This is a genomic window from Polyangiaceae bacterium (genome assembly GCA_015075635.1).
GTDB lineage: Bacteria > Myxococcota_A > Polyangia > Polyangiales > Polyangiaceae > JADJKB01.
Map to the genome: position 1 here is coordinate 2,116,010 of JABTUA010000002.1, position 22,326 is coordinate 2,138,335.

At 69.3% G+C, this 22,326-nt stretch carries 19 protein-coding genes; 15 read left to right on the plus strand and 4 right to left on the minus strand.

Features of this window, described 5'->3' with window-relative positions:
- Window positions 1-134 precede the first annotated feature (134 nt).
- From HS104_25710 to malQ, 6 genes are all read left to right on the plus strand, one after another.
- The gene (locus HS104_25710) at window positions 135-941 is read left to right on the plus strand and encodes a mechanosensitive ion channel family protein (protein ID MBE7483360.1); all 807 of its coding nucleotides are present in this window, start codon (window positions 135-137) and stop codon (window positions 939-941) included.
- A gap of 69 nt (window positions 942-1,010) precedes the next feature.
- The gene (gene pgsB, locus HS104_25715; GenBank protein ID MBE7483361.1) at window positions 1,011-2,234 is read left to right on the plus strand and encodes a poly-gamma-glutamate synthase PgsB; all 1,224 of its coding nucleotides are present in this window, start codon (window positions 1,011-1,013) and stop codon (window positions 2,232-2,234) included.
- Window positions 2,234-2,686 (plus strand): poly-gamma-glutamate biosynthesis protein PgsC, encoded by a 453-nt coding sequence (gene pgsC / locus HS104_25720; protein ID MBE7483362.1) that lies wholly within the window; start codon window positions 2,234-2,236, stop codon window positions 2,684-2,686. Before pgsB ends, pgsC begins: the two co-directional genes overlap by 1 nt.
- The gene (pgsW, locus tag HS104_25725) at window positions 2,683-3,831 is read left to right on the plus strand and encodes a poly-gamma-glutamate system protein (protein ID MBE7483363.1); all 1,149 of its coding nucleotides are present in this window, start codon (window positions 2,683-2,685) and stop codon (window positions 3,829-3,831) included. The genes pgsC and pgsW overlap by 4 nt, the downstream gene beginning before the upstream one ends.
- A 68-nt stretch (window positions 3,832-3,899) precedes the next feature.
- Window positions 3,900-4,862 (plus strand): TerC family protein, encoded by a 963-nt coding sequence (locus HS104_25730; GenBank protein ID MBE7483364.1) that lies wholly within the window; start codon window positions 3,900-3,902, stop codon window positions 4,860-4,862.
- A gap of 11 nt (window positions 4,863-4,873) precedes the next feature.
- Window positions 4,874-6,394: a 4-alpha-glucanotransferase gene (gene malQ / locus HS104_25735; protein MBE7483365.1), complete on the plus strand. Its 1,521-nt coding sequence runs from the start codon at window positions 4,874-4,876 to the stop codon at window positions 6,392-6,394.
- A 12-nt stretch (window positions 6,395-6,406) separates the two neighbouring features.
- Here the strand turns inward: malQ and HS104_25740 are convergent, their stop codons facing one another.
- Window positions 6,407-6,802, minus strand: a complete 396-nt coding sequence (locus HS104_25740; GenBank protein MBE7483366.1) for a hemerythrin family protein — start codon at window positions 6,800-6,802, stop codon at window positions 6,407-6,409.
- 121 nt (window positions 6,803-6,923) lie between these two features.
- Here HS104_25740 and HS104_25745 point away from each other — a divergent pair, with 121 nt between their 5' ends.
- A complete protein-coding gene (locus tag HS104_25745) occupies window positions 6,924-7,313 on the plus strand; it encodes a DNA-binding protein (GenBank protein ID MBE7483367.1) in 390 nt (129 codons plus the stop codon).
- Between the two features lie 3 nt (window positions 7,314-7,316).
- Here the strand turns inward: HS104_25745 and HS104_25750 are convergent, their stop codons facing one another.
- On the minus strand, window positions 7,317-8,369 hold the full coding sequence (locus HS104_25750; GenBank protein MBE7483368.1) for a serine/threonine protein kinase: 1,053 nt from the start codon (window positions 8,367-8,369) through the stop codon (window positions 7,317-7,319).
- Window positions 8,370-8,537: 168 nt separating this feature from the next.
- Here HS104_25750 and HS104_25755 point away from each other — a divergent pair, with 168 nt between their 5' ends.
- The 5 genes from HS104_25755 to HS104_25775 are packed head-to-tail and all read left to right on the plus strand — an operon-like array spanning window position 8,538 to window position 16,020.
- Entirely contained in the window at window positions 8,538-10,190 is a 1,653-nt protein-coding gene (locus HS104_25755; GenBank protein MBE7483369.1) for a BamA/TamA family outer membrane protein, read from the plus strand.
- Window positions 10,187-10,894 carry a hypothetical protein gene (locus HS104_25760; GenBank protein ID MBE7483370.1) on the plus strand — a complete coding sequence of 236 codons (708 nt, stop codon included), beginning with the start codon at window positions 10,187-10,189 and terminating at the stop codon, window positions 10,892-10,894. The genes HS104_25755 and HS104_25760 overlap by 4 nt, the downstream gene beginning before the upstream one ends.
- Entirely contained in the window at window positions 10,891-11,487 is a 597-nt protein-coding gene (locus HS104_25765; GenBank protein ID MBE7483371.1) for a bifunctional precorrin-2 dehydrogenase/sirohydrochlorin ferrochelatase, read from the plus strand. The genes HS104_25760 and HS104_25765 overlap by 4 nt, the downstream gene beginning before the upstream one ends.
- Window positions 11,484-14,084: a winged helix-turn-helix domain-containing protein gene (locus tag HS104_25770; GenBank protein ID MBE7483372.1), complete on the plus strand. Its 2,601-nt coding sequence runs from the start codon at window positions 11,484-11,486 to the stop codon at window positions 14,082-14,084. The genes HS104_25765 and HS104_25770 overlap by 4 nt, the downstream gene beginning before the upstream one ends.
- A 40-nt stretch (window positions 14,085-14,124) precedes the next feature.
- A complete protein-coding gene (locus HS104_25775) occupies window positions 14,125-16,020 on the plus strand; it encodes a SagB family peptide dehydrogenase (protein MBE7483373.1) in 1,896 nt (631 codons plus the stop codon).
- Between the two features lie 4 nt (window positions 16,021-16,024).
- Here HS104_25775 and HS104_25780 read toward each other — a convergent pair whose 3' ends face one another.
- On the minus strand, window positions 16,025-16,900 hold the full coding sequence (locus tag HS104_25780; GenBank protein MBE7483374.1) for a DUF481 domain-containing protein: 876 nt from the start codon (window positions 16,898-16,900) through the stop codon (window positions 16,025-16,027).
- A gap of 200 nt (window positions 16,901-17,100) precedes the next feature.
- Here HS104_25780 and HS104_25785 point away from each other — a divergent pair, with 200 nt between their 5' ends.
- Window positions 17,101-18,456, plus strand: coding sequence for an OmpA family protein (locus tag HS104_25785; protein ID MBE7483375.1), 1,356 nt, complete (start codon window positions 17,101-17,103; stop codon window positions 18,454-18,456).
- Here the strand turns inward: HS104_25785 and HS104_25790 are convergent.
- Complete coding sequence (locus tag HS104_25790) at window positions 18,446-18,775, minus strand: response regulator (protein MBE7483376.1); 330 nt, start codon at window positions 18,773-18,775, stop codon at window positions 18,446-18,448. The genes HS104_25785 and HS104_25790 overlap by 11 nt on opposite strands.
- A 208-nt stretch (window positions 18,776-18,983) precedes the next feature.
- Between HS104_25790 and HS104_25795 the strand changes: the two genes are divergently transcribed.
- Together HS104_25795 and HS104_25800 are read left to right on the plus strand one after the other, a co-directional pair.
- On the plus strand, window positions 18,984-19,598 hold the full coding sequence (locus tag HS104_25795) for a helix-turn-helix transcriptional regulator (GenBank protein ID MBE7483377.1): 615 nt from the start codon (window positions 18,984-18,986) through the stop codon (window positions 19,596-19,598).
- 158 nt (window positions 19,599-19,756) lie between these two features.
- Window positions 19,757-22,258, plus strand: a complete 2,502-nt coding sequence (locus HS104_25800; GenBank protein ID MBE7483378.1) for a glycogen/starch/alpha-glucan phosphorylase — start codon at window positions 19,757-19,759, stop codon at window positions 22,256-22,258.
- The last annotated feature ends 68 nt before the right edge of the window (window positions 22,259-22,326 follow it).

Sequence of the window (22,326 nt, forward strand, 5' to 3'; positions counted from 1 at the left end):
TCGCAGCCGACAGCTGGCCGCGCGAAAAGCGCGCGTTTCCCGTGATCGCGACCCGGGCACATGCCTTGCTTGACGTCGGCGCCAGGCGCAACGAAACCAGCCGCTGATCCGTTCGTTGAAAAGTAGGTGACCCAATGACCGCTTCCCTGATCGAAACCCTGACCACCCGCGGCCTCGACATCGGGCTCAAGATCCTGGGCGCCTTCATCGGCTACATGATCGGCCGCTGGCTGATCAGCTTCGCCGTCTCGTTGATGAAGCGCGCCCTGACCGCGCGGAACGTCGACGCCACGCTGCAGCGCTACCTCGGCAACATCGTCTCGGTGCTCCTGCACATCGCCCTGGTGGTGGCGATCCTGGGCTACTTCGGCATCGAGACCACCTCGTTCGCCGCGCTGTTCGCGGCAGCCGGTGTCGCCATCGGCATGGCCTGGAGCGGGCTGCTCGGCAATTTCGCGGCCGGTGTGTTCCTGGTCATCCTGCGCCCGATCAAGGTCGGCGACTTCGTGTCGGTCGGCGGGATGCTGGGCACCGTCAAGGAGATCGGCCTCTTCGTCACCGTCATCGACACCCCCGACAACGTCGAGACCTACATCGGAAACACCAAGGTCCTGGGTGACACGATCCAGAACTTCTCCTCGAACCCCTACCGGCGCGTGGACTTGAAGGCACAGCTCGACCACACGGCCGACGTGGCCGACACCATCACCCGCCTCAAGGACAAGCTCGCGGCGATCCCCAACGTCGTCGCCAAACCCGCCCCGGACGTCGAGATCCTGGAGTACTCCCTCGCCGGGCCCGTGCTCGCCGTCCGGCCGTACACGCACACGGACAACTACTGGCAGGTGTACTTCGAGGGCAATCGCGTGATCCGCGAGGTGGGCGGAGAGGCCTCCCTCCAGCCGCCGAAGCAGCACTTCGGGATCAAGAACGTCGCCTGACACCTCCCTCGGGCGCCCGCTCTTCGGAGTGGTGCGCCCGACGAACATGCCCTAACCTGCGCCGCCCCCTTGGCGTTCGCGACCGCAGCTCTCTCCCTCGGTATCGTGACCGGCGTGCTCGTCGGCGCGGGGGCCGTGGAGCGGGTGGTGCACCGGCGCAACCTGAGGAAGATCCCCCTGCGCGTCCACGTCAACGGAACGCGGGGAAAATCCAGCGTGACGCGCCTGATCGCCGGCGCCCTGCGCGCCCACGGCACCGTGACCTGCGCCAAGACCACGGGAACCCTGGCGCGCTTCATCCTACCGGACGGCCGCGAGCTGCCCATCTTCCGCCCCTCGGGCGCGAACGTGATCGAGCAGCGCCGCATCGTGGCGGTGGCCGCGGCCCACGAGGCTCAGGCGCTCGTCATCGAGTGCATGGCGCTGCAACCGGAGCTTCAGGGGCTCTCGGAGCTCGAGCTGGTGCGTGCGACCCACGGCGTCATCACCAACGCCCGCCCAGACCACCTGGACGTGATGGGACCGGAGGACGCGGACGTGGCGCGGGCGCTGGCGTCGATGATCCCGGTGAAGGGCAAGCTCTACACCGCCGAGCGGAAGCAGCTGGCGATCCTGGAGGAAGCCTGCAAGGACAGAGACACCGAGCTCGTCGCGGTCGGCCCGGAGCAGGCGGAAGCCATCACCGCCGCCGAGCTCGCCGCATTCAGCTACACCGAGCACCGCGAGAACATCGCGCTGGCGCTAAAGGTCTCGGAAGACCTCGGCATCGAGCGCGAGGTGGCGCTCGGGGGGATGCAGTCGTGTCGCCCTGATCCGGGCGCGCTCAGGGAGTACGCCCTCGACTTCTTCGGCCGTCGCCTGGTGTTCGTGAACGGCTTCGCCGCCAACGATCCGGTCTCGACGGAGCAGCTCTGGAACCTGTCCATCGGGAAATACCCGGGGCTTGCCACCAAGGTCGCCCTGGTCAATTGCCGGGAGGATCGTCCCGATCGCTCGCTCCAGCTCGGTCAGGAGCTGCCGCGCTGGACGCCGGCGGACTTCGTGGTCGCCATGGGTACGGGCACGTACCTCTTCGCTCGCGCCGCCGTGAAGGCCGGGCTCGACCCCTCCAAGCTCGAGATCGCCGAAGAGGCCAGCGAGGACGAGATCTTCGAGCGCGTGGTGGGCCTGGTGGACGACTCCGCGCTGGTGTTCGGCATGGGGAACATCGGCGGGCAGGGTCTGCCCCTCACGCGGTATTTCGCCAACCGCGCCCATCCCAAGGGCACGAACACCCGGAAACGATCCGCATGATGGAGTACCTGCCCCTGTCGGTCGGCATCGGCCTGGCCGTCAGCCTGTTGTTCACTGAGATGTTCGGCATCGCCGCGGGCGGACTGATCGTGCCCGGCTACGTGGCCTTGAACCTGACGAAACCGGTCGACGTCGCGCTGACCATCGGGGCCGGCTTCGCCACCTGGGCCATCGTCCACACCCTGTCGTCCTTCACCATCATCTACGGGCGGCGCCGCACCGTGTTGATGATCCTGATCGGGTACCTGGTCGGCATGCTGCTACGCTGGTCCACCGGGGTCTACGCCCACAACAGCGTGGACATGACCGTGATCGGCTTCATCATCCCGGGGCTGATCGCGCTCTGGCTCGATCGCCAAGGCGTGATCGAGACGGTGGCCGCGCTGATCACCGCGTCGGTGGTCGTGCGCCTGATCCTGGTCCTGGCGGTTGGGGCGGAGCTCCGCGGATGAAGAAGGTCTACTGGCGCCCGCAGGGCGTCCCGCGCCGGGCCATGCTGCTCATCGCCATGGTCGCGGTCTCGGCGCTGGTGGCGGTCGAGAAGTTCCCGGTGGCGCGGCGCCAGCGCAACTACCCGGAGAAGCTGGTGGCCGCGCGCCTGGCGCTCGAGGCCTTCAACGCGATCAAGTCCGAGAAGATCGCCAGGGGCGTGGGCATCGACCCGGAGGCCGACCCCAACCAGACCGGTCTGATCGGCCGCTCGGTCACCCCGGTCACCTCCAACACCGGCTACATCTCCGCCAAGCGGCTGAGCGTGAACCCGAACTTCGCCGCGCTGGTGGTGCACTGGCTGGCGAGGGCCGGGGTGGAGAAGGGGGACGTCGTCGCCGTCGGCGCCTCCGGCTCGTTCCCCGCGCTCTGCGTCGCGACCTTCGCCGCGGTGCAGGCGCTGGAGCTCACGCCCATCGTCATCTCCAGCGCCTCCGCCTCCGAGTGGGGAGCGAACGACCCCAGCTTCATGTGGCTGGACATGGAGAAGGCGCTGTTCGAAAAGCGGATCTTCGCCTTCCGCTCCATCGCCGCGTCGCGCGGAGGCATCGAGGACTACGGCTTCGGCATGTCGCAGGAGGGACGCAACCTGATCGACGAGGCCATCAAGCGGGTCGGCGTCGAGAAGATCGACGCGAAGAACCTGGCCGACGGCATCGACCAGCGCATGCAGATGTTCGACGCCAAAGCCGGCGGCAAGCAGATCAAGGCGTACGTGAACGTGGGCGGCGGAACCGCCTCGGTGGGCACCCACGTGGGGAAGAAGCAGTTCAAGCCGGGCCTCAACATGGAGCCCCCGGGCGGCGCCGGCCTGGCCGACTCGGTCATGCTGCGCTTCGCCGAGCGAGGTGTCCCGGTCGTCCACCTCACCAATCTCGAGGAGCTCGCCAAGCAGAATGGCTTCCCGGTCGAGCCCCGGGGGATGCCGCGCGTCGGCGAGGGCAAGGTCTTCGTCCGCGAGGAGTACAACCGCTGGATCGCGGGCGTCGGGCTCTTTGCCGTGCTCATCGCCATGCTGGCGTTCATCCGGCTGGACGTAGGGGCCCGCATCTTGCAGGGCGTGTGGCGCCGCAAGGACCGGGCCAGGCAGCCTCAGCAAATGGTCTGAGATCCGGCAAATTCCTCGTGTTTCGGCGCTGGCGCCCCCGGACCCCGGCGTGTTAGCAAACGCGGCTCATGCTCGGAACCGCGACCTGGCTCGACTGGGCGGCCTTCGCCGCCGCCATCGTCGCGACCATGCTGCTCGACCGCCTGCTCGTCGGCAAGGGTTCGAACGCTGTCTCGTTCCGAGAGGCCAGCGTGCGCAGCGTCGTGGCCATCGTCGCCGCGCTGGCGTTCGCCGGCTACGTGCACTGGAGCATGACCCTCGACAAGGCGGTGACGTACATCGTCGCCTATCTGGTCGAGAAGTCCCTGTCCGTCGACAACCTGTTCGTGTTCCTGGTGATCTTCTCGTACTTCGGCATCCGCGAGCGACAGCAGCAGCGCATCTTGTTCTGGGGCATCGTCGGGGCCGTGGTGATGCGCGCCATCTTCATCCTGGCGGGGAGCGCGCTGCTCCACCGCTTCCATTGGATGATGTACGTGTTCGGTGGCTTCCTGGTCATCACCGGCATCAAGCTCGCGCTGAAGAAGGAGGGCGAGTCCGTCGATCCCGAGTCGAACCTGGCGCTGCGCTTCGCGCGCAAGTACATGCGGACCACCGACCAGTTCGACGGTGACAAGTTCTTCATCATCAAGGACGGGCTTCGTCACGCGACGCCCTTGTTCCTGGTACTGCTCGTCATCGAGTTCACCGACGTGCTGTTCGCGGTGGACTCCGTGCCGGCGGTGTTGGCGGTCTCCGACGACGTGTACGTCGTCTACACCTCGAACATCTTCGCCATCCTGGGCCTGCGTTCGCTCTACTTCATGCTGGCCGGCATGATGAGCCGCTTCCACTACCTGGACCTCGGCCTGGCGGTCATTCTGGTGTTCATCGGTGCGAAGATGTTGCTCTCGCAGGTCGTGAAGGTGCCGAACCTCGCCAGCCTGGGCGTCATCGCAGGCGTGCTCACGTTGTCCATCGTGGTCTCTCTCCTGAAGCCGCCGAAGGCCGAGCCCGCGCCGGCCGAGCCCCCCCCGGGCGGAGGCGCCTGAGCGTGTCGCGGGTGGCCGAGCTCGACGAACGCGCGAGCGGAATTCTGCTCCATCCGACCTCGCTGCCGGGCTCCCATGGCTTCGGAGACTTGGGCGCCGAGGCGCGCGCTTTTGCCGACTACCTGGCGGCCGCCGGGCAGACCTGGTGGCAGATGCTCCCCGTCGTACCCCCAGGATTCTCGGGCTCACCCTACGACAGCCCGTCCTCCTTCGCCGGCAGCCCCTGGCTGGTCAGCCTGAGCGACCTCGTCGAGGACGGGCTGCTCGGCGAGGCCGACGTGGAGGCGACTCCCGCCGGCGCGAGCTTCGGCGAGGTGCAGCGCTTCCGTGAGGAGCGGCTGCGCAAGGCCTTCGCGCGGGCCCGCGACCGAAGCTCCAGCGCCGACCGTGACGAGCTCACCGAGCTCCGCGTCTCGAACCCGTGGCTCGCGGACTGGGCGCTGTTCTCGGCGCTGAAGGCCAAGCACCCGGGCTCGTGGACGGAGTGGCCGGAAGCGCTCCGGCGCCACACCCCGGAGGCCCTGGCGACCGCCCGCCGCGAGCTCGAGGAAGAGACGCTCTACCACGAGCACGTTCAGCTCTGGTTCCGCCGCCAGTGGCGGCGTCTGCGCGAGCACTGCCGCGCGCGAAGCGTCGCGCTCCTGGGCGACGTGCCCATGTTCGTCGCGCACGACAGCGCGGACGTCTGGAGTCACCCGGAGGCCTACTTCCTGGACGACACCGGACGCTCGACGGTCGTGGCGGGCGTGCCACCGGATCCCTTCAGCGCCACGGGACAGCTCTGGGGCAACCCCATCTACCGCTGGGACTACATGCAGAAGCGCGGCTTCGACTGGTGGCTCGAGCGCCTGGGTGTGACGCTCGAGCGTTTCGACGCCGTGCGCCTCGATCACTTCATCGCGTTTCGCCGCTACTGGGAGATCCCGGCCGGGTCGAGCGACGCCCGCGTCGGCCGCTTCGTCCAGGTGCCCGGTGAGGCACTCTTCGAGCGCGCGCGAGAGGTCTTCGGCGGGCTGCCCTTCGTCGCCGAAGACCTCGGCATCGTGACGCCGGAGGTCCACGCCCTGCGCGATCGCTTCCAGCTCCCGGGCATGCGTGTCCTGCAGTTCGCCTTCGGCAGCGACGAGGCCAACGACTACCGGCCCCACCGCTTCGTGCGAAACACGGCGGTCTACACCGGCACCCACGACAACGACACCACCGTGGGCTGGTACGCCAGCGCTTCGGACGCGGAGCGCCTGCGCGCGAGGAGTTACCTCGGCGCGAGCGGCGAGCAGATCCACTGGGACATGCTCCGGGCCGCGGCGGCCTCCGTGGCCAATCTCGCCGTGTTCCCCATCCAAGACGCGCTGGGGCTCGGCAGCGAGGCGCGCATGAACACTCCGGCGACCGTCGAGGGGAACTGGGCGTACCGCGTCCGAGCGGAGCAGCTCGGTCCGGACCTGGCGGACCGGCTGCGCGCGCTGTCGGGCCTGTACGAACGAACGCCGCGCTGGAACGAAGGCAATCGACACGCCTTCGTGCGGGCCTGAGTCGAGCTCGGGTCAGCTCTCGAGCTTGAGATACTCTATCGCGTGCCGGTCGGCGGTTTCCTCGTGGCTCTGGAGCCAGGTCTCGAGCAGCTCGACCAGGATCCCCATCAGCTCGGTCTCTCGCCGATCGCACTCGGCGCGGAGCGCGGTGAGCCTGCCCATGAACGACGAGTGCAGCATGCGGTGATGGTCGACGCGCGGATAACCGCCGCGTTCCATCTGCAGCTCCTCGAACTCGAAGTGCTGGCGCACGTCCTCGATCAGCCGGTCCATGACACCGGCCAGCTCCTCCCACCCGACCCCCGAGGCGTGCACGAGCCTCAGGTTGCGAATGCTGGCCGACAGGTGACCGTGCTGGGCGGCGACGCCGTCCGGCAGCGTCGGCATGCGCGAGCGCGGGGAATCCACCCTGCGATATTTGGAGAAACCGCAGCTTACGTCAACTTCAACTTTCTCCCGACGCCCGCCACGGGCGCCCTGGCGAGACCCCGCTTGACAGGGAAATACCCGGCTGAAATCGTCTCGGGCCATGAAGGATTTTGAGCGGGTCATCCGCGCTCGAGTCGAGGTCTTCGTCGCCGAGATCAGCGAGCTCGTGCGCCGAGCGGCGCTCGATGCCGTCGCGGACGCGCTGGGCGAAAAGCCCTCGGCGGCGCCCAAGCGTCGGGCGAAGACTGCGAAGGCGCCGAAGCCGACTGGCCGGGGCTCCAAGCGCTCGGCGACGGAGCTCGAGTCGCTCTCCGACGGCATCCTGCGCTTCGTCGCGGAGCACCCCGGCTCGGGCGCTGCGCAGATCGCCGCGGCCCTCAAAGTCTCGACGAAGGACCTGGTGCTGCCGATTAAGAAGCTCGGCTCCTCGGGCGCGCTCTTCAGCAAGGGGCAGAAGCGCGCGACCAAGTACTTCCGCGGCAAGAAATGAAAGTCACTCGTCGTCGCCGGGGTTGGTCGCGTCGCCGACCAGCTCGAGCACGGCGCGACGCTTGGAGCCCGGGCCAGTCGCGCTACCCCGCTTGACCAGCGGCAGCGCGGGCTCGCTGTGAACGTCCTCCACTGCGTCGGAGGTGCGCTTCACCAGGGGGAGCGGCAGGCTCTTCCGGCGCTCACGTTTGGGCGTCGAGAGGAGCGCGCCACGGGCCTGGGGCGGGAGGAACTTCACCAGCTCGCCGAGGAGCTCCTTGGCGCTGGCAGGTCGCCGCGCCGGATCCTTTGACAGGCAGCGTCGGATCAGCTCCTCGAGCGCGGCCGGAAGCGTGCGATCATAAGCGCGGAGCGGCATCGGCGGGCGCTGCAACACGTGCGTCATTATCTCCGCGTCGTTCCTGCCCTGGAACGGGCGCCTCCCGGTCAGGAGCTCGTAGAGGATGGCACCGACGGCATACAGGTCCACGCGCTGATCCACCGCGCGGCCGAGGATCTGCTCTGGAGCCATGTAGCTCGGGGTCCCATACACCTTCCCCGCCGGCGTCGCCGGCTCGGAGCTCACCCGGCAGGCGATGCCGAAGTCGAGCACCTTGACCTCGTGTTTGTCCGGCTCCGGGTGGACGACCATGATGTTCCCGGGCTTGAGGTCCCGGTGCACGATGCCGTGGTCGTGAGCCGCTGCGAGCGCGCCGAGCACCTGGCACGAGAGCTCGCAGGCGTACTCGAAGCCGACCGCGCCTCGTGACGCGACGACGCTCTCCAACGTCTCACCGTCGCAGAGCTCCATCACGAAGAACGGGACCTCGTCTATCGTCGCACCGATGTCGTAGATGGCGATTACGTGCGGGTGGGAGATGGCCGCGGCGGAGCGCGCCTCTGCGGCGAAGCGTTCGACCGCATCGGGGTCGCGCGCCAGCTCGCTCCTCAGGAGCTTGACGGCGACGGGGCCGAACAGCGCGCTGTCGGCTTCCCACACCACACCGACGCCCCCCTCCCCGAGTGGTCGGCGCAGGGTGTAGCGTCCCCCGATGGCGCTGCCTTTCGTGAGCGGCACGGCCGGCAGTCTAGCACCGCTCGCCCTGGACCCCTTCGAGCGCCGAAAGCGGCCGCGCTGACGGCGGCCCCGACCTGGACTACGCTCCTGGAACGTGAGGCGTCGGCCGCCCATTTACGGGGAGAGAGCAGCTTGAATCGACGCCACCTCCCCTTCGTCGAACTCGGGATGCGGCACAGTGCCGCGCTCCTGATCGCGCTCGCCGTCGCGCTCGCTCCGAGAGCGCTCCGCGCGCAGGCGGCGGCGCCCCTGACCGCCGAGGCGCCGCCGAGCGCCGAGGCCTCGTCCGCCGCCGTGTCACCGAGCTCTCCGCCCGACACCTGGGGCACCACCGACGCGCCCGCTTCGCCCGCGAGCGGGGAGCCGTCGCGCCGTTCGCCGCCGCCAGGCCCGCCGGAGGAGCCGCGCGCAGAGCCGGAGCCCGACGCCGACATGTCCGGCGAGTCCCGCGTGCGCTACACGCTCGAGGCCATCGAGGTGCGCGGCAACCGCCGGACGCGATCGCGCGTGGTGATGCGCTACGTGCCGTTCAAGCTCGGCGACATCATCGACGTGGACGACACCGAGGTCGAGCTCACCCGGTATCGCCTGCTCGGGACCGGCTTCTTCCGCGACGTTCAGTTCTCGCTCCGCAAGGGCTCGGCCCGCGGACGGGTGGTGCTCGTGATCGACGTCGAGGAGCGCAACACGGTCATCGTCAACGACCTGTGGATGGGCCTGTCCGCTGACGCCGACAAGCGCGGCAACGCACGGCCCCTGACCGCCTATGGCGGCCTGGATGTCGCCGAGACCAACCTGGCGGGCACCGGAATCACGCTGGGCGCCGCCGTCGGGCTCGCGCAGGAGCAGCTCGCCCTTCGCGTGCGCTTCCTCGACCCCGCGTTCCTGGGCGGGCGCTGGATGACCAGCGGGATGGTGCTGTTCAACGACGCCAAGGACTTCTTCGGCAACGCCGACGTGCTCTGGGACGACACCTCGCAGCTGGACGCCGTCCCCGACTACGCGGTCGTCCGCTACAAACGCTTCGGCGGAATGCTGGGTGTCGGACGCGACCTGTCCGTGCCGACGCAGCTCTGGCTGAGCTACCGGCTCGAGTCCGTCGACGCCAAGCTGCCGCGGGCAGCGTCTCACCTCCGCGGCCTGGATCGCGAGCCGATTCTGTTCGACATCCTGCCGGGACGCAGCGTGCTCTCGACGGCGCGCGGCACCCTGCAGCACGACACGCGCGACCACCCATTCTTGCCGACTCGCGGCTGGTTCGCGAGCGTGACGGGAGAGGTCGGCCTCACACCTCTCGGCAGCGACTACTCCTACCAGAAGCTGGATCTCCACGCCTCACGCTGGTGGGCGCTGCCGTGGAAGAAGCACGTCATCCGGCTCGAGCTGTTCGGCGGCGCCATCTCCGGCGACGCGCCGTTCTTCGAGCAGTACTACGTCGGTGACTACAGCGACTTCTTGCCGGGGCGCGTGCTGGGCCTGAACGTCGACCGGCGCCCGCCGCCGAACTTCTTGGACAACTCCATCGTCGAGGTTCGCTACGGGCACTATGCCGCCAAGATCGGCAGCGAGTACCGCATCCCCTTGTATCGTGGGCAGCGCGCGGTCTACGGCATCGACTTCTTCGGGAGCGCGGGGATGTACGCGGTCGCCCACCGGCGCGATCTCACGGATCCCCCTCGGGGCTACTCGCGCTGGCAGCTGATCCCGCTGGACCTCACCGCCAACGTCGGCTTCCGCATGGACACCTCGGCCGGCGGCTTCGCGTTCGCGTTCTCCAACGTGCTCGGCTTCGTGCCGGTGCGCAACGAGGGGAATCGGTGACCTCCACCGCCCGGCGACTCGGGCGACGCTTCGCGCTGGCAGCGCTCTTCACGGTGGTCTGGCTGGCCACTACCAGCCTGGCGCGAGCGCAGGAGAAGAAAGACCCGCCCAGAGACGCGCGCTTCACCTGGAACCACCAGAAGACGCAGCTCTTCGTGGACGTCTCGTTCCGCGACATCATCGACGCGGAGATCCGACGCAAGCTCAGCCGCGGGCTGCCGACCACCATCGTGCTCACCGGCACGGTGCACCAGGTCGGTTCGAAGGACCCGGTCTCCACCACGGCGCAGACCTGCAAGATCACCTGGCACGTTTGGGACGAGGTGTACCTGGTCGAGACGACGCGTCCCGGCGGAACTCGAGCCAGCGCCGCAATCTCCGTGGACGGCGTGATCCGTCGCTGCGCCGAGGCGCGCCGCCTGCCGGTGGGCACCAGCGAGCAGGTCTCGGTCGGCGCCAGCATCTACGTGACCGCCAAGGTCCAGGTGAACCCGGTCAGCACCGAGATCCTCAACAAGATCAAGCGCTGGGTGAGCCGTCCGACCGGGACCGCTACCGCGGCGCCGGGCGACGCGCTGTTCAGCACCTTCACGGGGCTGTTCCTGCAGCGCATCGGCGAGGCGGAGCGCGAGCTGAAGTTCACCACCAAGACCGTCGTCCCAGCGGTCGACAAGCCGCCACCTCCGCCCAAGGAGAAGAAGTGAGCTTCCTCGTCGCGCTCAGGCTCGAGGGCAAGCGCTGCCTGGTGCTCGGGTCGAGCAGCGAGGCCGCGCGGCGCGCCCGCGAGCTCTCCGACGCCGGTGCCGTCGTTGTCGCGCTCGGCAGCGCGCCTGGTCCGGAGCTCGAGCTCCTGGCGGAGAGCGGCCGCATCACGCTCGAGACCCGGGACTTCGCCCTGGAAGACCTCGACGAGTGCTGGCTCGTGGTGCTCGCCGATCGCGACGCCGACCTGCTCGAGCGCGTCGGTCCGACCTGCACCTCGCGTCGCATTCTCTTCTGCGCCGTCGACCAACCCGGGCACAACGGCTTCGATCACGTCGCCGTGGCGCGGGCCGGCAAGCTGAGCGTCGGGGTGAGCACGGGCGGAACGGCTCCGGCGCTCGGCAAACGACTCAGAGACGAGCTCGAGCGGGGGCTGCGCGAGGCCGGCGTGGCCGAGCTCGCCGAGCACATGGCGGAGCTCCGCGCTCGCATCGAGCCGCGCGAGCGCAAGCGAGCCTTGACAGTAGAGGCAAACAGGCTCTCGCTCTCGGGCTTCGAGGTCGCGCCGAAGTCGCCCGAAGGTCGGGAGGAATGAGCGCCCTCGGCGTCACCCCCCTGTTCGTGGGCCGCGACAACGAGCTCGGGCGGCTCACTTCGGCGCTGACGCGAGTCACGGTCGCCTGGCTCTACGGCGTCGGCGGGGTCGGCAAGACCACGCTGGCGCGGGTGTTCGCCGGGCGCGCGCCGGGCCCGGTCGTCTTCTGCGACGCGGGCAGCGCTCCGCTCGACGCGCTCATCGACGACGCTCGCCGCGAGCTCGGCCCACGCTCGCGCCCGGAGCCTCGGGACACCGAGCAGCGGCTCGGGGATCTGATCGCGCGCCTGAACGCGCAGCGCGCTACCTGGGTCGTCGATGACGCCCACGAGCTGGGTGACGGCCCGGCCGCCCGCTTGGTGGAGGTGCTGGCAAGCCGGCTGGGGCAAGGCCGGGCGATCTTCACCTCGCGCCATCGTCTGGCGGTCGGCGCGCGCGCGCCGGATCGACTCGAGCTCGCCATCGAAGGCCTGCCGGCCGAGGCGTCGAGGGAGCTCTGGCAGTCCCTGGACGAGCTGTACGGCCCGCGCGTCGGGTTCGACCAAGCCCAGGCCAAGTGTGCGGGCAATCCCCTGCTCTTGCGCCGCGCGCACGCGGGTCCCTTCGACGACGAAGATCTGCTCGGGGGCGAGCTCGCCGAGCTCAGCGGCGACGCGCGCTTGCTCGCTCTGGTGCTCGCGGTCTCCGATCGCGCCCTCGGGGCCGCAGCGCTCGAGGAGCTCCTGCCAGAAGGCCGGCTTCGACCGGTCCTGCGCACGCTGGTCACCTCGCTGGTCGCCGAGGTCGAGGGCACGGGCGAGACACGCATCCACGACATGTTCCGCGAGGCCCTGCTCGCGCGGGCGTCGGCGGAGGAACAGCGTGCGGCGCGGGCCGAGCTGGTCCGGGTGCTGCCAAACGCGGGGCTCGATCCCAAGAGCCTGGTCCGGGAGCTCTCGCGTCAGCTGGTCGCGCTCGAACGCTTCGAGGATCTCGACCAAATGTTGCGCTCGCGAGCGCCGGAGGTCATCCGTGCAGGGGCCACCGGCGAGCTCTTGCGCTGCATGGATTTGGTCCCGCCCGAGCGGCGCAGCTTGGCCTTGCGCATCGAGCGCGCGCGCTGCATCGGGCGCCACTACGACCTGCAGCGCGCGTACGAGGAGCTTGGCGCCCTCCATCGCGAGCTCAGCTCGACACCTCCAGAGCTGGCTTACGCGCTGGCAGAAGCGGCCTACGACCAGTGCCTTCCGAACGAGACGGAGGCGTTGCTCTTCCCGCTGCTCGAACAGCCGAGCACGAGCCCCGAGCAGCGAGCCCGCGCGGTGGTCAGGCTGGCTGCGGCGCTCACGCTCCAGGGCCGCGGAGAAGCGGGGCGGGCGCTGCTCTCGCGAGCGGCCGAGACAGAGACCGACCCCGACACGCGCGCTCGGCTCGCGCTGCAAGAGGCGATGACCTACAACGCCGAGGAGAACTGGGAGAAGGCGGCGTCGAGCCTGGGGCGAGCGCGCGCGCTACTCGAAGACGCCCAGCTGGACGAGAACGCCATCTACGTGCCGCTGACGTTCGCGGTGATCTACAGCCGTGCCGGCCGCATGGAAGAGTCGAACGCGCTCCTGGCTCGCCTGAACCTCGAGCTCGAGCCGGAGGACGACAGCGCGCGGATCTTCATGCTGGCCTCCAAGGCGTCGCTGCTCTTCGACCGCGGCCAGCGTGTCGAGTCGCTAGCCCTGCGGAGCGAGGCTGCGCGCCTCAACGAGCCGCTGGGGGGCGTGCACTATGCGCTCACCGGCGCGCTCTGGCACTCGCGCACCCTGTTTGCGCTGGGGCGCCGCCGGGAGGCTCGTCTCGTGCTCGCGCCAGCGCTCGCCCGCGCGAGAGCGCTCGGCTGCCAAGCTCTGGCCGAGCGCCTGGAGCGAGCTCCGAGCTACGATCCGGCCGCACAGCTCGAGGCCGATCTGCCCACGCCGCCGCGGGACAAGACGGGCGACTTCGTGCGAGCTCGAGCCATCGCCGCGCTGCGCTTCGCGGCGCAAGGCGACGCCCCGAGCGCCGAGGTCGCGCTCTCGGACGTCGAACGGAGCGCACACGGCCAGAGCTTCGGGCTCGACCTCGCCATCACCGTGCTCGCGCGGGCGTTCGGGGCGCGGAGGTCGGGCAAGAGCGGCGAGGCCCGACGTCTCATCGACCAGGCTCGGCGCGAAGCCGCGCTCGCCGGCGCCGACCCCGAAGTGCTCGTGTCCCTCGAGGAGTGGGCACGCCGTCGTGCTGGAGCCGTCTCGGAGCCGCCTCCGGCGGCGCGCGCGCCGAGCGCCGTGCTCGACGTGAACGGCCACGAGCTCCGCTGGCCCGGCGGAGGAGCCTCGCTGAAGAGCCGCCCCGTCCTGAGAAGACTGCTCTACACCCTGGCGGCGCGCACCGGCTCGGTAGTGTCCAAAGACGAGCTCACGCGGGCCATGTGGGGGAGCGACTACGACCCGCTGCGGCACGACACGCCGCTCTGGCAGAACGTGCGCCGGCTGCGCCAGCTCGTGGCCCCGGCGGGGCTCGGGCTCGAGGTGGACGAGGACGGCTACCGACTCGTCGCCTCCGAGGGCTTGATCGTGGACGGCGCGGATTGAAGCAGCTCGACCCCGAGAGGCTCGGGGGTACGCTCGGGGCGTGAAAGTCTGGATCGCAGCCGCACCGCTCCTCGCGCTCGGGCTGTGGGCAGCCGTCGCGCTCCTGCGCGGCCGGCTCTCACGCCGCTCGGCGAACGTGGCCGTCGCGCTCGTGCTCCTGCTCTACGTGGTGGTCACGGCGGCCCTCGGAGTCTTCTGGGTCGCCAGGATGGATCTGCCCGTCTTCGACTGGCACTACCTGTTCGGGTACGGCCTCTTGCTCGTGCTCGCGCTTCACTTGGCCCTTCAGGTCCCGAGCCTGGCGGCGTTCTTCCGACGTGCCAGCCCAGCTTGGCTGCTCAGCCCGGACGGCAGGCGCTTCGCGCGGCCGATGCGCGCGCTCGGATCGATCGCGTTCGGGCTCGTGCTGCTCGCGCCTGCGCTCGCCTGGTTGGTCGGACGCGCGCTGCCCGCCCAGCGCATCCGCATCGAGGGAGGCACCAACCCTGGCTCCGCCAGCGCCACAGCCCTAGCGTCGCGCAGCGTGTGGATCGAACGCGACGGCAAGCGTGTCAGCGTGCCCGAGTACGTGTGGGCGGAGTCGCGCCACACTCGGAGCGGAGTGCTCCGAGCCCCGGGCGTGGCGCCACCGCGCCCGCCGGCCGTGCGCCGGATGGACGGCGCTCGGAGCGTCACCCTGCCCCGCCCTCGGGCGCTCGGCCACCCGACCCGAGCCGACGCCGGCGCCCGCATCGTGGCCGAGCGCCTCGACCTGCCGAAGCTCTCAGAGCTCTTGCACCACACCTATGGCGTGACTGCCCGGGCGGGCGACGAGCTGCCGTTCCGCGCCGCGGCGTCCGCGGGTGCGCTCTATCCGACCGACGTGTTCGTCGTCGCCCCGAGTGACGCGGTCATCGCCGCCGGCGTGCACTACTACGACCCCGAGGCGCACGCGCTCCGGTTCGTCGGCGGGATCGAGCTCGTGACGCGCGCCCTCGGAGCGTTGCCCGGCGACTCCGCTGCGCGGAGCGCCCCTCTGGTGGTGGTGCTCGGTGCGACCTTCGATCGGAGCGCCTTCAAGTACGACACCCGGGCCTACCGCTACGTCGGGCTCGACGCCGGTCATGTGGCATGGAACCTCGTCGAAGCCGCCGACGTGCTGGGCCTGCCCTGCACGCTCGAGCCCTGGTTCGACGACGACGCGCTGTCGTCAGCGCTCGGGCTCGACGCCGACGGCGAGGGCGCGATCCTGGCGGCGGCATGTGGCGGGCAAGCGCCCAGCGGGGCGCGGCAGCGCCCAGCGCACGGCCCGGTCAGCCTGCCGGACTCCGCCGACCTGATGGAGCTCACCCGACTTTCGCACCGGCTGACGTCGTGGCGACTCGGCGAGGGCGCCCCAGCCGAGGGCGACGCTGGCGCCGCCTTCGGGTGGCAGCCGCGGGCCCGGTCTGCCGATCCTTTGGCGCTGATGCGAGAGCGCCGCTCGTTCCGCAATCTCTCGAGCCAGGCAGTGAGCCGGGCGGAGCTCGATGCCGTCCTCGACGCGGCGCGAGGGGCCATCGGCGCGCTCGGTCTGCCGGCGCTCGTCGAGGTGCTGGTGGCGGTCCGCGCCGTGACCGGGCTCGCCCCTGGCACCTATCGGCTGGGCGAGGCTCTCGCGGTCGCGCTAGCAAGCCCCGACGTCGCCCCGCGCCTTCAGGCGGCCGGTCTCGGTCAAGAGGTGCTGGGCCGCGCGGCGTTCGTCGTGACCTTCGCCCTGCGGCCAGAGACCGCCGAGCCCCGCGACTTCCGCCACGCTCTCTTGCAGGCGGGCCTGGCCGGCGAGGCGGTCTACCTCGAGGCGGGCGCGCGCGGGCTCGGTGCCTGCGGCGTCGGAGCGTTCTTCGACGACGAGCTCGCCCAGCTCTTCGGCTCGGGCACCCGACCGCTCCACCTGGTCGCGGTCGGGAAGAAGTGAGCGCTCACATCACCGTGTAGACAAGGTTCAGCGCCGTCACGGTGTCCAGCTCCTTCACGGCGGGCAGCGGGTGGTGGTCGTATTTCAAGCTGAACGTCGTGGCGAGCGAGAAGTCGCCGCCGATCGACGAGCTCAAGCCGACGTCCCAGTTCAGCCGCCAGCGCTCGGTCTCGGGGAGACCCTGGAGGTACTCGAGGCCGGTGTTGAACTTCACGTGCTCGTTCAGGCTGTTCGAGTAGCCGACGAACACACGCCCGCTGTGCTGCACCTCGGTCTTGTCCACGGTCTCGCCGTTCAGCGCCGCGGCTTCGATGTTGTCGTCTCGACGCACGTCGTACTGCAAGTCGTAGCCGACCTCCGTCCAGAGCTGATGGGTCTTCTCGTCGATGAAGTAGTACGCGACGCCAGGGTCCAGGTTCAGGCGCAGGTCGAGCCCCTGGAAGCGGTCGCGACGCGCCGACGTCGACAAGAACAGCGCCACGTGCTTGCTGACGAAGCGGTCGTAGCGGACCTTGCCCTGGTAGTTCTCCACCGTCGTCTGCATGTCCTCGCCGGGCTTGGCGGCGGAGCGCGAGTAGTTGACGGCAGCCGCGGCGCTGAACTGGTTCGCGCTTCGGCGCAAGCGCAGGAGCCCGGAGCCGGTCGCGGCGAGCGAGCGGGAGTTGCCCGTGCTCATCAGGCCGCCGGCGAGGAGCTTCGCTTCGGTCGCGTCCTTGGCGTCTTCCTGATCCTTCTCGGCGGCCTGGAAGCCCTCCGCGGCGACGTCGGTCTTCCCGCTCGTCGCTGCGTCTTGCTTCATCAAGCCCGCAGGTTGTGCGCTGGCACTGGCAGAGGCGGCGAGGGCGGCGAGGGTCGCGGGGAGCCAAATGCGGGAGGTCATGGGCGAAACAACTCTGCAATCGACGTGCCAGCAGAGCGCGCCGCGCATTCGTCAGCGAAAGACCCGACCGCTGTGGGCTCGAAGCGACAAGCTGAAGCACGCAGCCGACAGCGGCGGGGGAAACTCCCCCGAACTCACGCCTCCCGCCCGCGGCACGAGCGTTGCAGGGTTGGCGGGCCATTCCCCACCGGAGATCCCCCATGCGTAGCCCGCTCGTCCTTGCCCCCGCCTGCCTCGCACTCGTGCTCGGTCTCGCTCCGTCGGCGCGCGCCGACCAGGCCCAAACAGGCAAACCGCTGACCAACTACTTCGAGGTCGGGGTGTTCGGTGGCGCAATCTTCCCCGCAGAGCAGCACAACTTCCACGACGAAAATCGGCCGCATCAGTCCTTCAAGTCGATCGCACCCGAGCTCGGCGGCCGCGTGGCCTACTTCCCGCTCTCGATGCTGGGGGCCGAGGTGGAAGGCGCCGTCGCCCCCACCAAGACCAAAGACGACGACGGGGCGGCGGGGCTGTGGGCGCTGCGCGCTCACGCGCTGGGACAGCTGCCGCTCGGTGGGCTGACTCCGTTTGCGCTGATTGGCATGAGCCGCCTCGGAGCTGGCAGCAACTCGCTGGGCAGCGACAGCGATCCGGCGCTGCACTTCGGCGCTGGCGTGAAGGTGCCGCTGGACGACTTCCTCGGGCTGCGCCTGGACCTGCGCGACAACCTGACGCAGAAGAACGGCGGCTCGAAGGGCCAGCAAGCCCACCACCCCGAGGTGTTGTTGGGGCTCACCTTCACCCTGGACCTGCGCAAGAAAGAAAAGCCTGCGCCCAAGGACAGCGACGGCGACGGAATTGCCGACGACGCGGACAAGTGCCCCAAGGAGCCCGGAATTGCGCCGGACGGCTGCCCGAAGGCCCCGGACTCGGACGCGGACGAGATCGCGGACGCCGAGGATGCCTGTCCGAACGAGGCCGGCCCGAAGAGCGAAGACGCGACGAAGCACGGCTGTCCGCTGCCCAAGGACTCCGATGGCGACGGATTTGCCGACGGGGACGACAAGTGTCCGAACCAGGCCGGCATCGCACCCGACGGCTGCCCCGATCCCGATCCCGACAAGGACGGCGTCATCGGACCCAACGACAAGTGTCCGACCGAAGCCGAGACCGCCAACGGCTATCAGGACGCGGACGGCTGCCCGGACGAGATCCCCGCCGAGGTGAAGAAGTTCACGGGCGTCATCCAGGGAATCGAGTTCGACACCGGCAAGGCCACCATTCGCCCCAAGTCCAAGCCGGTGCTCGACGAGGCGCTGAAGGTGCTGCGTGACAATCCCGACGTGCGCATCGAGGTGAGCGGCCACACCGACGACGTGGGCGACGCCAAGAAGAACGTCGAGCTCTCCCAGAAACGCGCGGACGCGGTGAAGGAATACTTCGTGTCGCAGGGCGTCGACGCGGCACGCATCACTACTCGCGGCGCCGGCCCCGATCAGCCCATCGCCGACAACAAGACCGCCGAAGGCAAGCAGAAGAACCGACGCATCGAGTTCAAGCTGCTCACTCAGTGACCCTCGGTCCGACGATCTCGGCGATCACGCGCTCGAGCGCAGCGAGCTGGAAGGGCTTGAGCAGCACGGGGCGGCCCGAGCTCTGAAGGCGCTCGAGCAGGTCGGCGCCGACCACACCGCCGGTCATGAAAACCAAGCGCCCCGCGTCGCGTTCCGGCAGCGTCCCCAAGAGATCGAGTCCGGTCTCATCCGGCATCATCACGTCGCAAAGGACGGCGTCGTACGCCTGCTCGGACAGGCAGCGCCGCGCCGACGCGGCATCCTCGGCCGTGTCCACCAGGCACCTCCCTTCGAGCGCGCGAGCGATGACTCCACGCAACGTGGCGTCATCGTCGATGACCAGAATCCGGACTCTCGAGCTCCCCGCCACGCACACACCCCGTGCATCGCCGGCGAGCGCCGGCCAGCCAGGCGCAGAATGCGCGCCAGATTCGGCCGCGTCACCTGGCCTTTCGGCCAGGCGAGAGGGGGTACCTGGCCGAAAGGCCAGTTGTGCCGAAGCGCGAGCCCTGGGGGAATCGAGGGCCATGCCGTCGAAGAAGCCCTCGAAGCCGCCCCGCACGCGCCGGGGGGCGGCCGGGGCCCCGAGTCGAGACTCTACCCCGAGCGAGCTTCGACTGCGCGAGCACGGCCGCTTCGTGGCCGCGGTCTACGAGATCGCCGTGGACGGAGGCGAGCTCATGGACTTCGACCCGCTTGTGCTGAGCGCACCGCCGCGTTGGTCGGGCCGCTGCCACGAGACGCTCTTCAACCAGCCGCTTCCCTGCAAGGGATGCCCTGCCCTGGCTCCTCGTCGCTCGAGCAGCAAGACCGAGATCGCCGTGCTCGGCACGCCGGGCGCGGGCTACCGCATCGCCCTGGCGGAGCCGCTCGGCAATGGGCGCTTCCGGATGCACGTGCTCCAGCTCACCGACGCCGTGGTGAGCGGGCTCGCGCGGGCGCGCCTCGATCGGCGCGCGCAGCGCGCGAAGCTCTCGGCCCGCGAGCTCGCCGTGCTCGAGCTCGTGCTCTTGGGCCGGAGAACGACGGACATCGCCCAGGCTCTGGGGATCACGCACCGCACGGCGCGCTTTCACGTCGCCAACGTGCTGTCGAAGATGGAAGTCGACTCGCGCACCGACCTCTTGCGCTGGCTCGTCTGAGCAGCCCCGCTCGGTCGGGCCGGACAGACACTTCCCCGCCGGTGGTGGCGACGCAGCTCGACTCGGGGAGAACCGATCGAGACTGCTCGTCTGAGCCGGCCTATCGACTCGCACCTTCGCCAGACGTATCTTCGGTCCCCCGCCCGAGGAGGGTCTTCATGGCCGACAGAGACGCGCAGCTGGTGATCCAGGTCGAGGACGACCGCACCGGGATGAGCCCCAGGACGCTGAAGCGGGCGCTGCTGGACCACCTCACGTTCACGCAGTCCAAGGATCTTCGCTCCGCCACCCTGCTCGACGTCAACATGGCGCTGGCTCACACGGTGCGCGACCGGCTGGTGCGGCGCTGGATGAAGACCCAGCGCACCTATCAGGAGCGCGACCCGAAGCGGGCCTACTACCTCTCCGCCGAGTTCCTGCTGGGCCGCTTCCTGGGCAACAACCTGATCAACCTGGGCCTGTACGACTTCGCCGAGCGCGGTCTCGCGGAGTATGGCATCGAGCTCGACGCCGTGCTCGACGAGGAGCGCGACCCCGGCCTGGGCAACGGCGGTCTCGGCCGGCTCGCGGCTTGTTTCCTCGACTCGATGGCCACGCTGGAGCTGCCCGGCTACGGCTACGGCATCCGCTACGAGTTCGGCATCTTCCGGCAGGAGATCGCCGACGGCCAGCAGGTCGAGCACCCCGACGACTGGCTGGAGTTCGGCAACGCCTGGGAATTCGCCCGGCCAGAGACCGCGGTCGAGGTCCAGTTCGGCGGCCACGTCGAGGCGTCCGAAGACCAGCGCGGCTACGCGCCGCGGTGGGTGGGCGGGACGCGGGTGCTCGGAGTCCCATTCGACTACCCCATCGCGGGCCACGGCAACGACACCGTGAACACGCTGCGCCTCTGGGCGGCGCGGGCCACCCAGGAGTTCGACCTGGAGGTGTTCAACGACGGCGACTACCGGCGCGCCGTCGAAGAGAAGGCGCTCTCCGAGAGCATCTCGAAGGTGCTCTACCCGAAGGACGAGACACCTGCCGGCAAGGAGCTCCGGCTCAAGCAGCAGTACTTCTTCGTCGCCTGCTCCATCCGCGACATCTTGCGTCGCTACAAGAAGCTCCACACCACCCTCGACGAGCTTCCGAACAAGGCCGCCATCCAGCTGAACGACACGCACCCGGCCATCGCCGTCGCGGAGCTGATGCGCGTCTTGCTGGACCGAGAGGGACTGCCCTGGGAGCGCGCCTGGGAGCTGACGCAGAAGACGCTCGCCTATACCAACCACACGCTCCTGCCGGAGGCGCTGGAGAAGTGGCCCGTGGAGCTGTTCGAGCGCGTCCTGCCCCGACACCTGCAGATCATCTACGAGATCAACCATCGCTTCCTGCGCCAGGTGCACGTGCGCTGGCCCGGCGACGACGAGAAGAAGCGCCGCCTCTCGCTGATCGACGAGGGGCCGCCTCGCCAGATCCGCATGGCCAACCTGGCGGTCGTGGGCTGCCACAGCGTGAACGGCGTCGCGGCGCTGCACAGCGAGCTGGTGAAGCGCGAGCTGTTCCCGGAGTTCGCCGAGCTCTGGCCCGAACGCTTCAACAACAAGACCAACGGCGTGACCCCGCGGCGCTGGCTGCTCGGCTGCAACCGGCCGCTCTCCGCCGCCATCGGCCAGCGCATCGGCCGAGGGTTCGAGAAGGAGCTCGACGAGCTGAAGAAGCTGACGGAGCTCGCCGACGATCGCGGGTTCCAGGACGAGCTCTGGGCAATCAAGCAGCAGCACAAGGCCGCGTTCGCGCGGGCGATTCAGCACGAGCTGGGCATCTCCCTCGACCCCGACATGCTGTTCGACGTTCAGGTCAAGCGTATCCACGAGTACAAGCGCCAGCTGATGTGCGCGCTGCACGCCATCGTGCTCTACCGGCGCCTGCGCTTCGAGAGCCGCGACATCTTGCCGCGCGCGGTCATCATCGGGGGCAAGGCCGCCCCCGGCTACGCCCGCGCCAAGAAGCACATCCGCCTGATCAACGACGTCGCTTCGGTCGTGAACGCGGACCCCGCGGTCGCTGGACGCCTGGCCTGCGTGTTCGTCCCGAACTACAGCGTCTCGCGGGCGGAGCGCATCATCCCTGCCGCGAACCTGTCGGAGCAGATCAGCACCGCCGGCAAGGAGGCGTCGGGCACGGGGAACATGAAGTTCCAGATGAACGGCGCGCTCACCATCGGCACGCTGGACGGCGCGAACGTCGAGATCCGCGAGCAAGTGGGCGCGGAGAACTTCTTCTTGTTCGGGCTGACCGCGGAGCAAGCGGCGGCGACCTACGCCGCCGGTCACGATCCGCGCCCGCACATCGAGGCGTGCGAGGAGCTGGCGGGCGCCCTCGAGCTGCTCGACAGCGGCTTCTTCTCACCCGACGAACCGGAGCTCTACCGAGACGTCGTGAGCTACGTGCGACAGCACGATCCCTACCTGATCGCGGCGGACTTCGCCGACTACCTCGCGTGCCAGGCGCGAGTGGAGCGGGGCTACGCCGATCGAGCCGGTTGGATGCGCATGGTCGTGAAGAACATCGCCCACTCTGGCACGTTCTCCAGCGATCGCACCATCCGGCAGTACGCCAAAGAGATCTGGAACGTCGAGCCGGTCCACATCGAGCTCGAGCCGTACGTGGACCCAGCCTGAGCTCAAGAGCTGTCAAAGAATCGACAGCTCTTTCACTTTTTCATCGGGAGGCACGCGCCTCCCCGCCC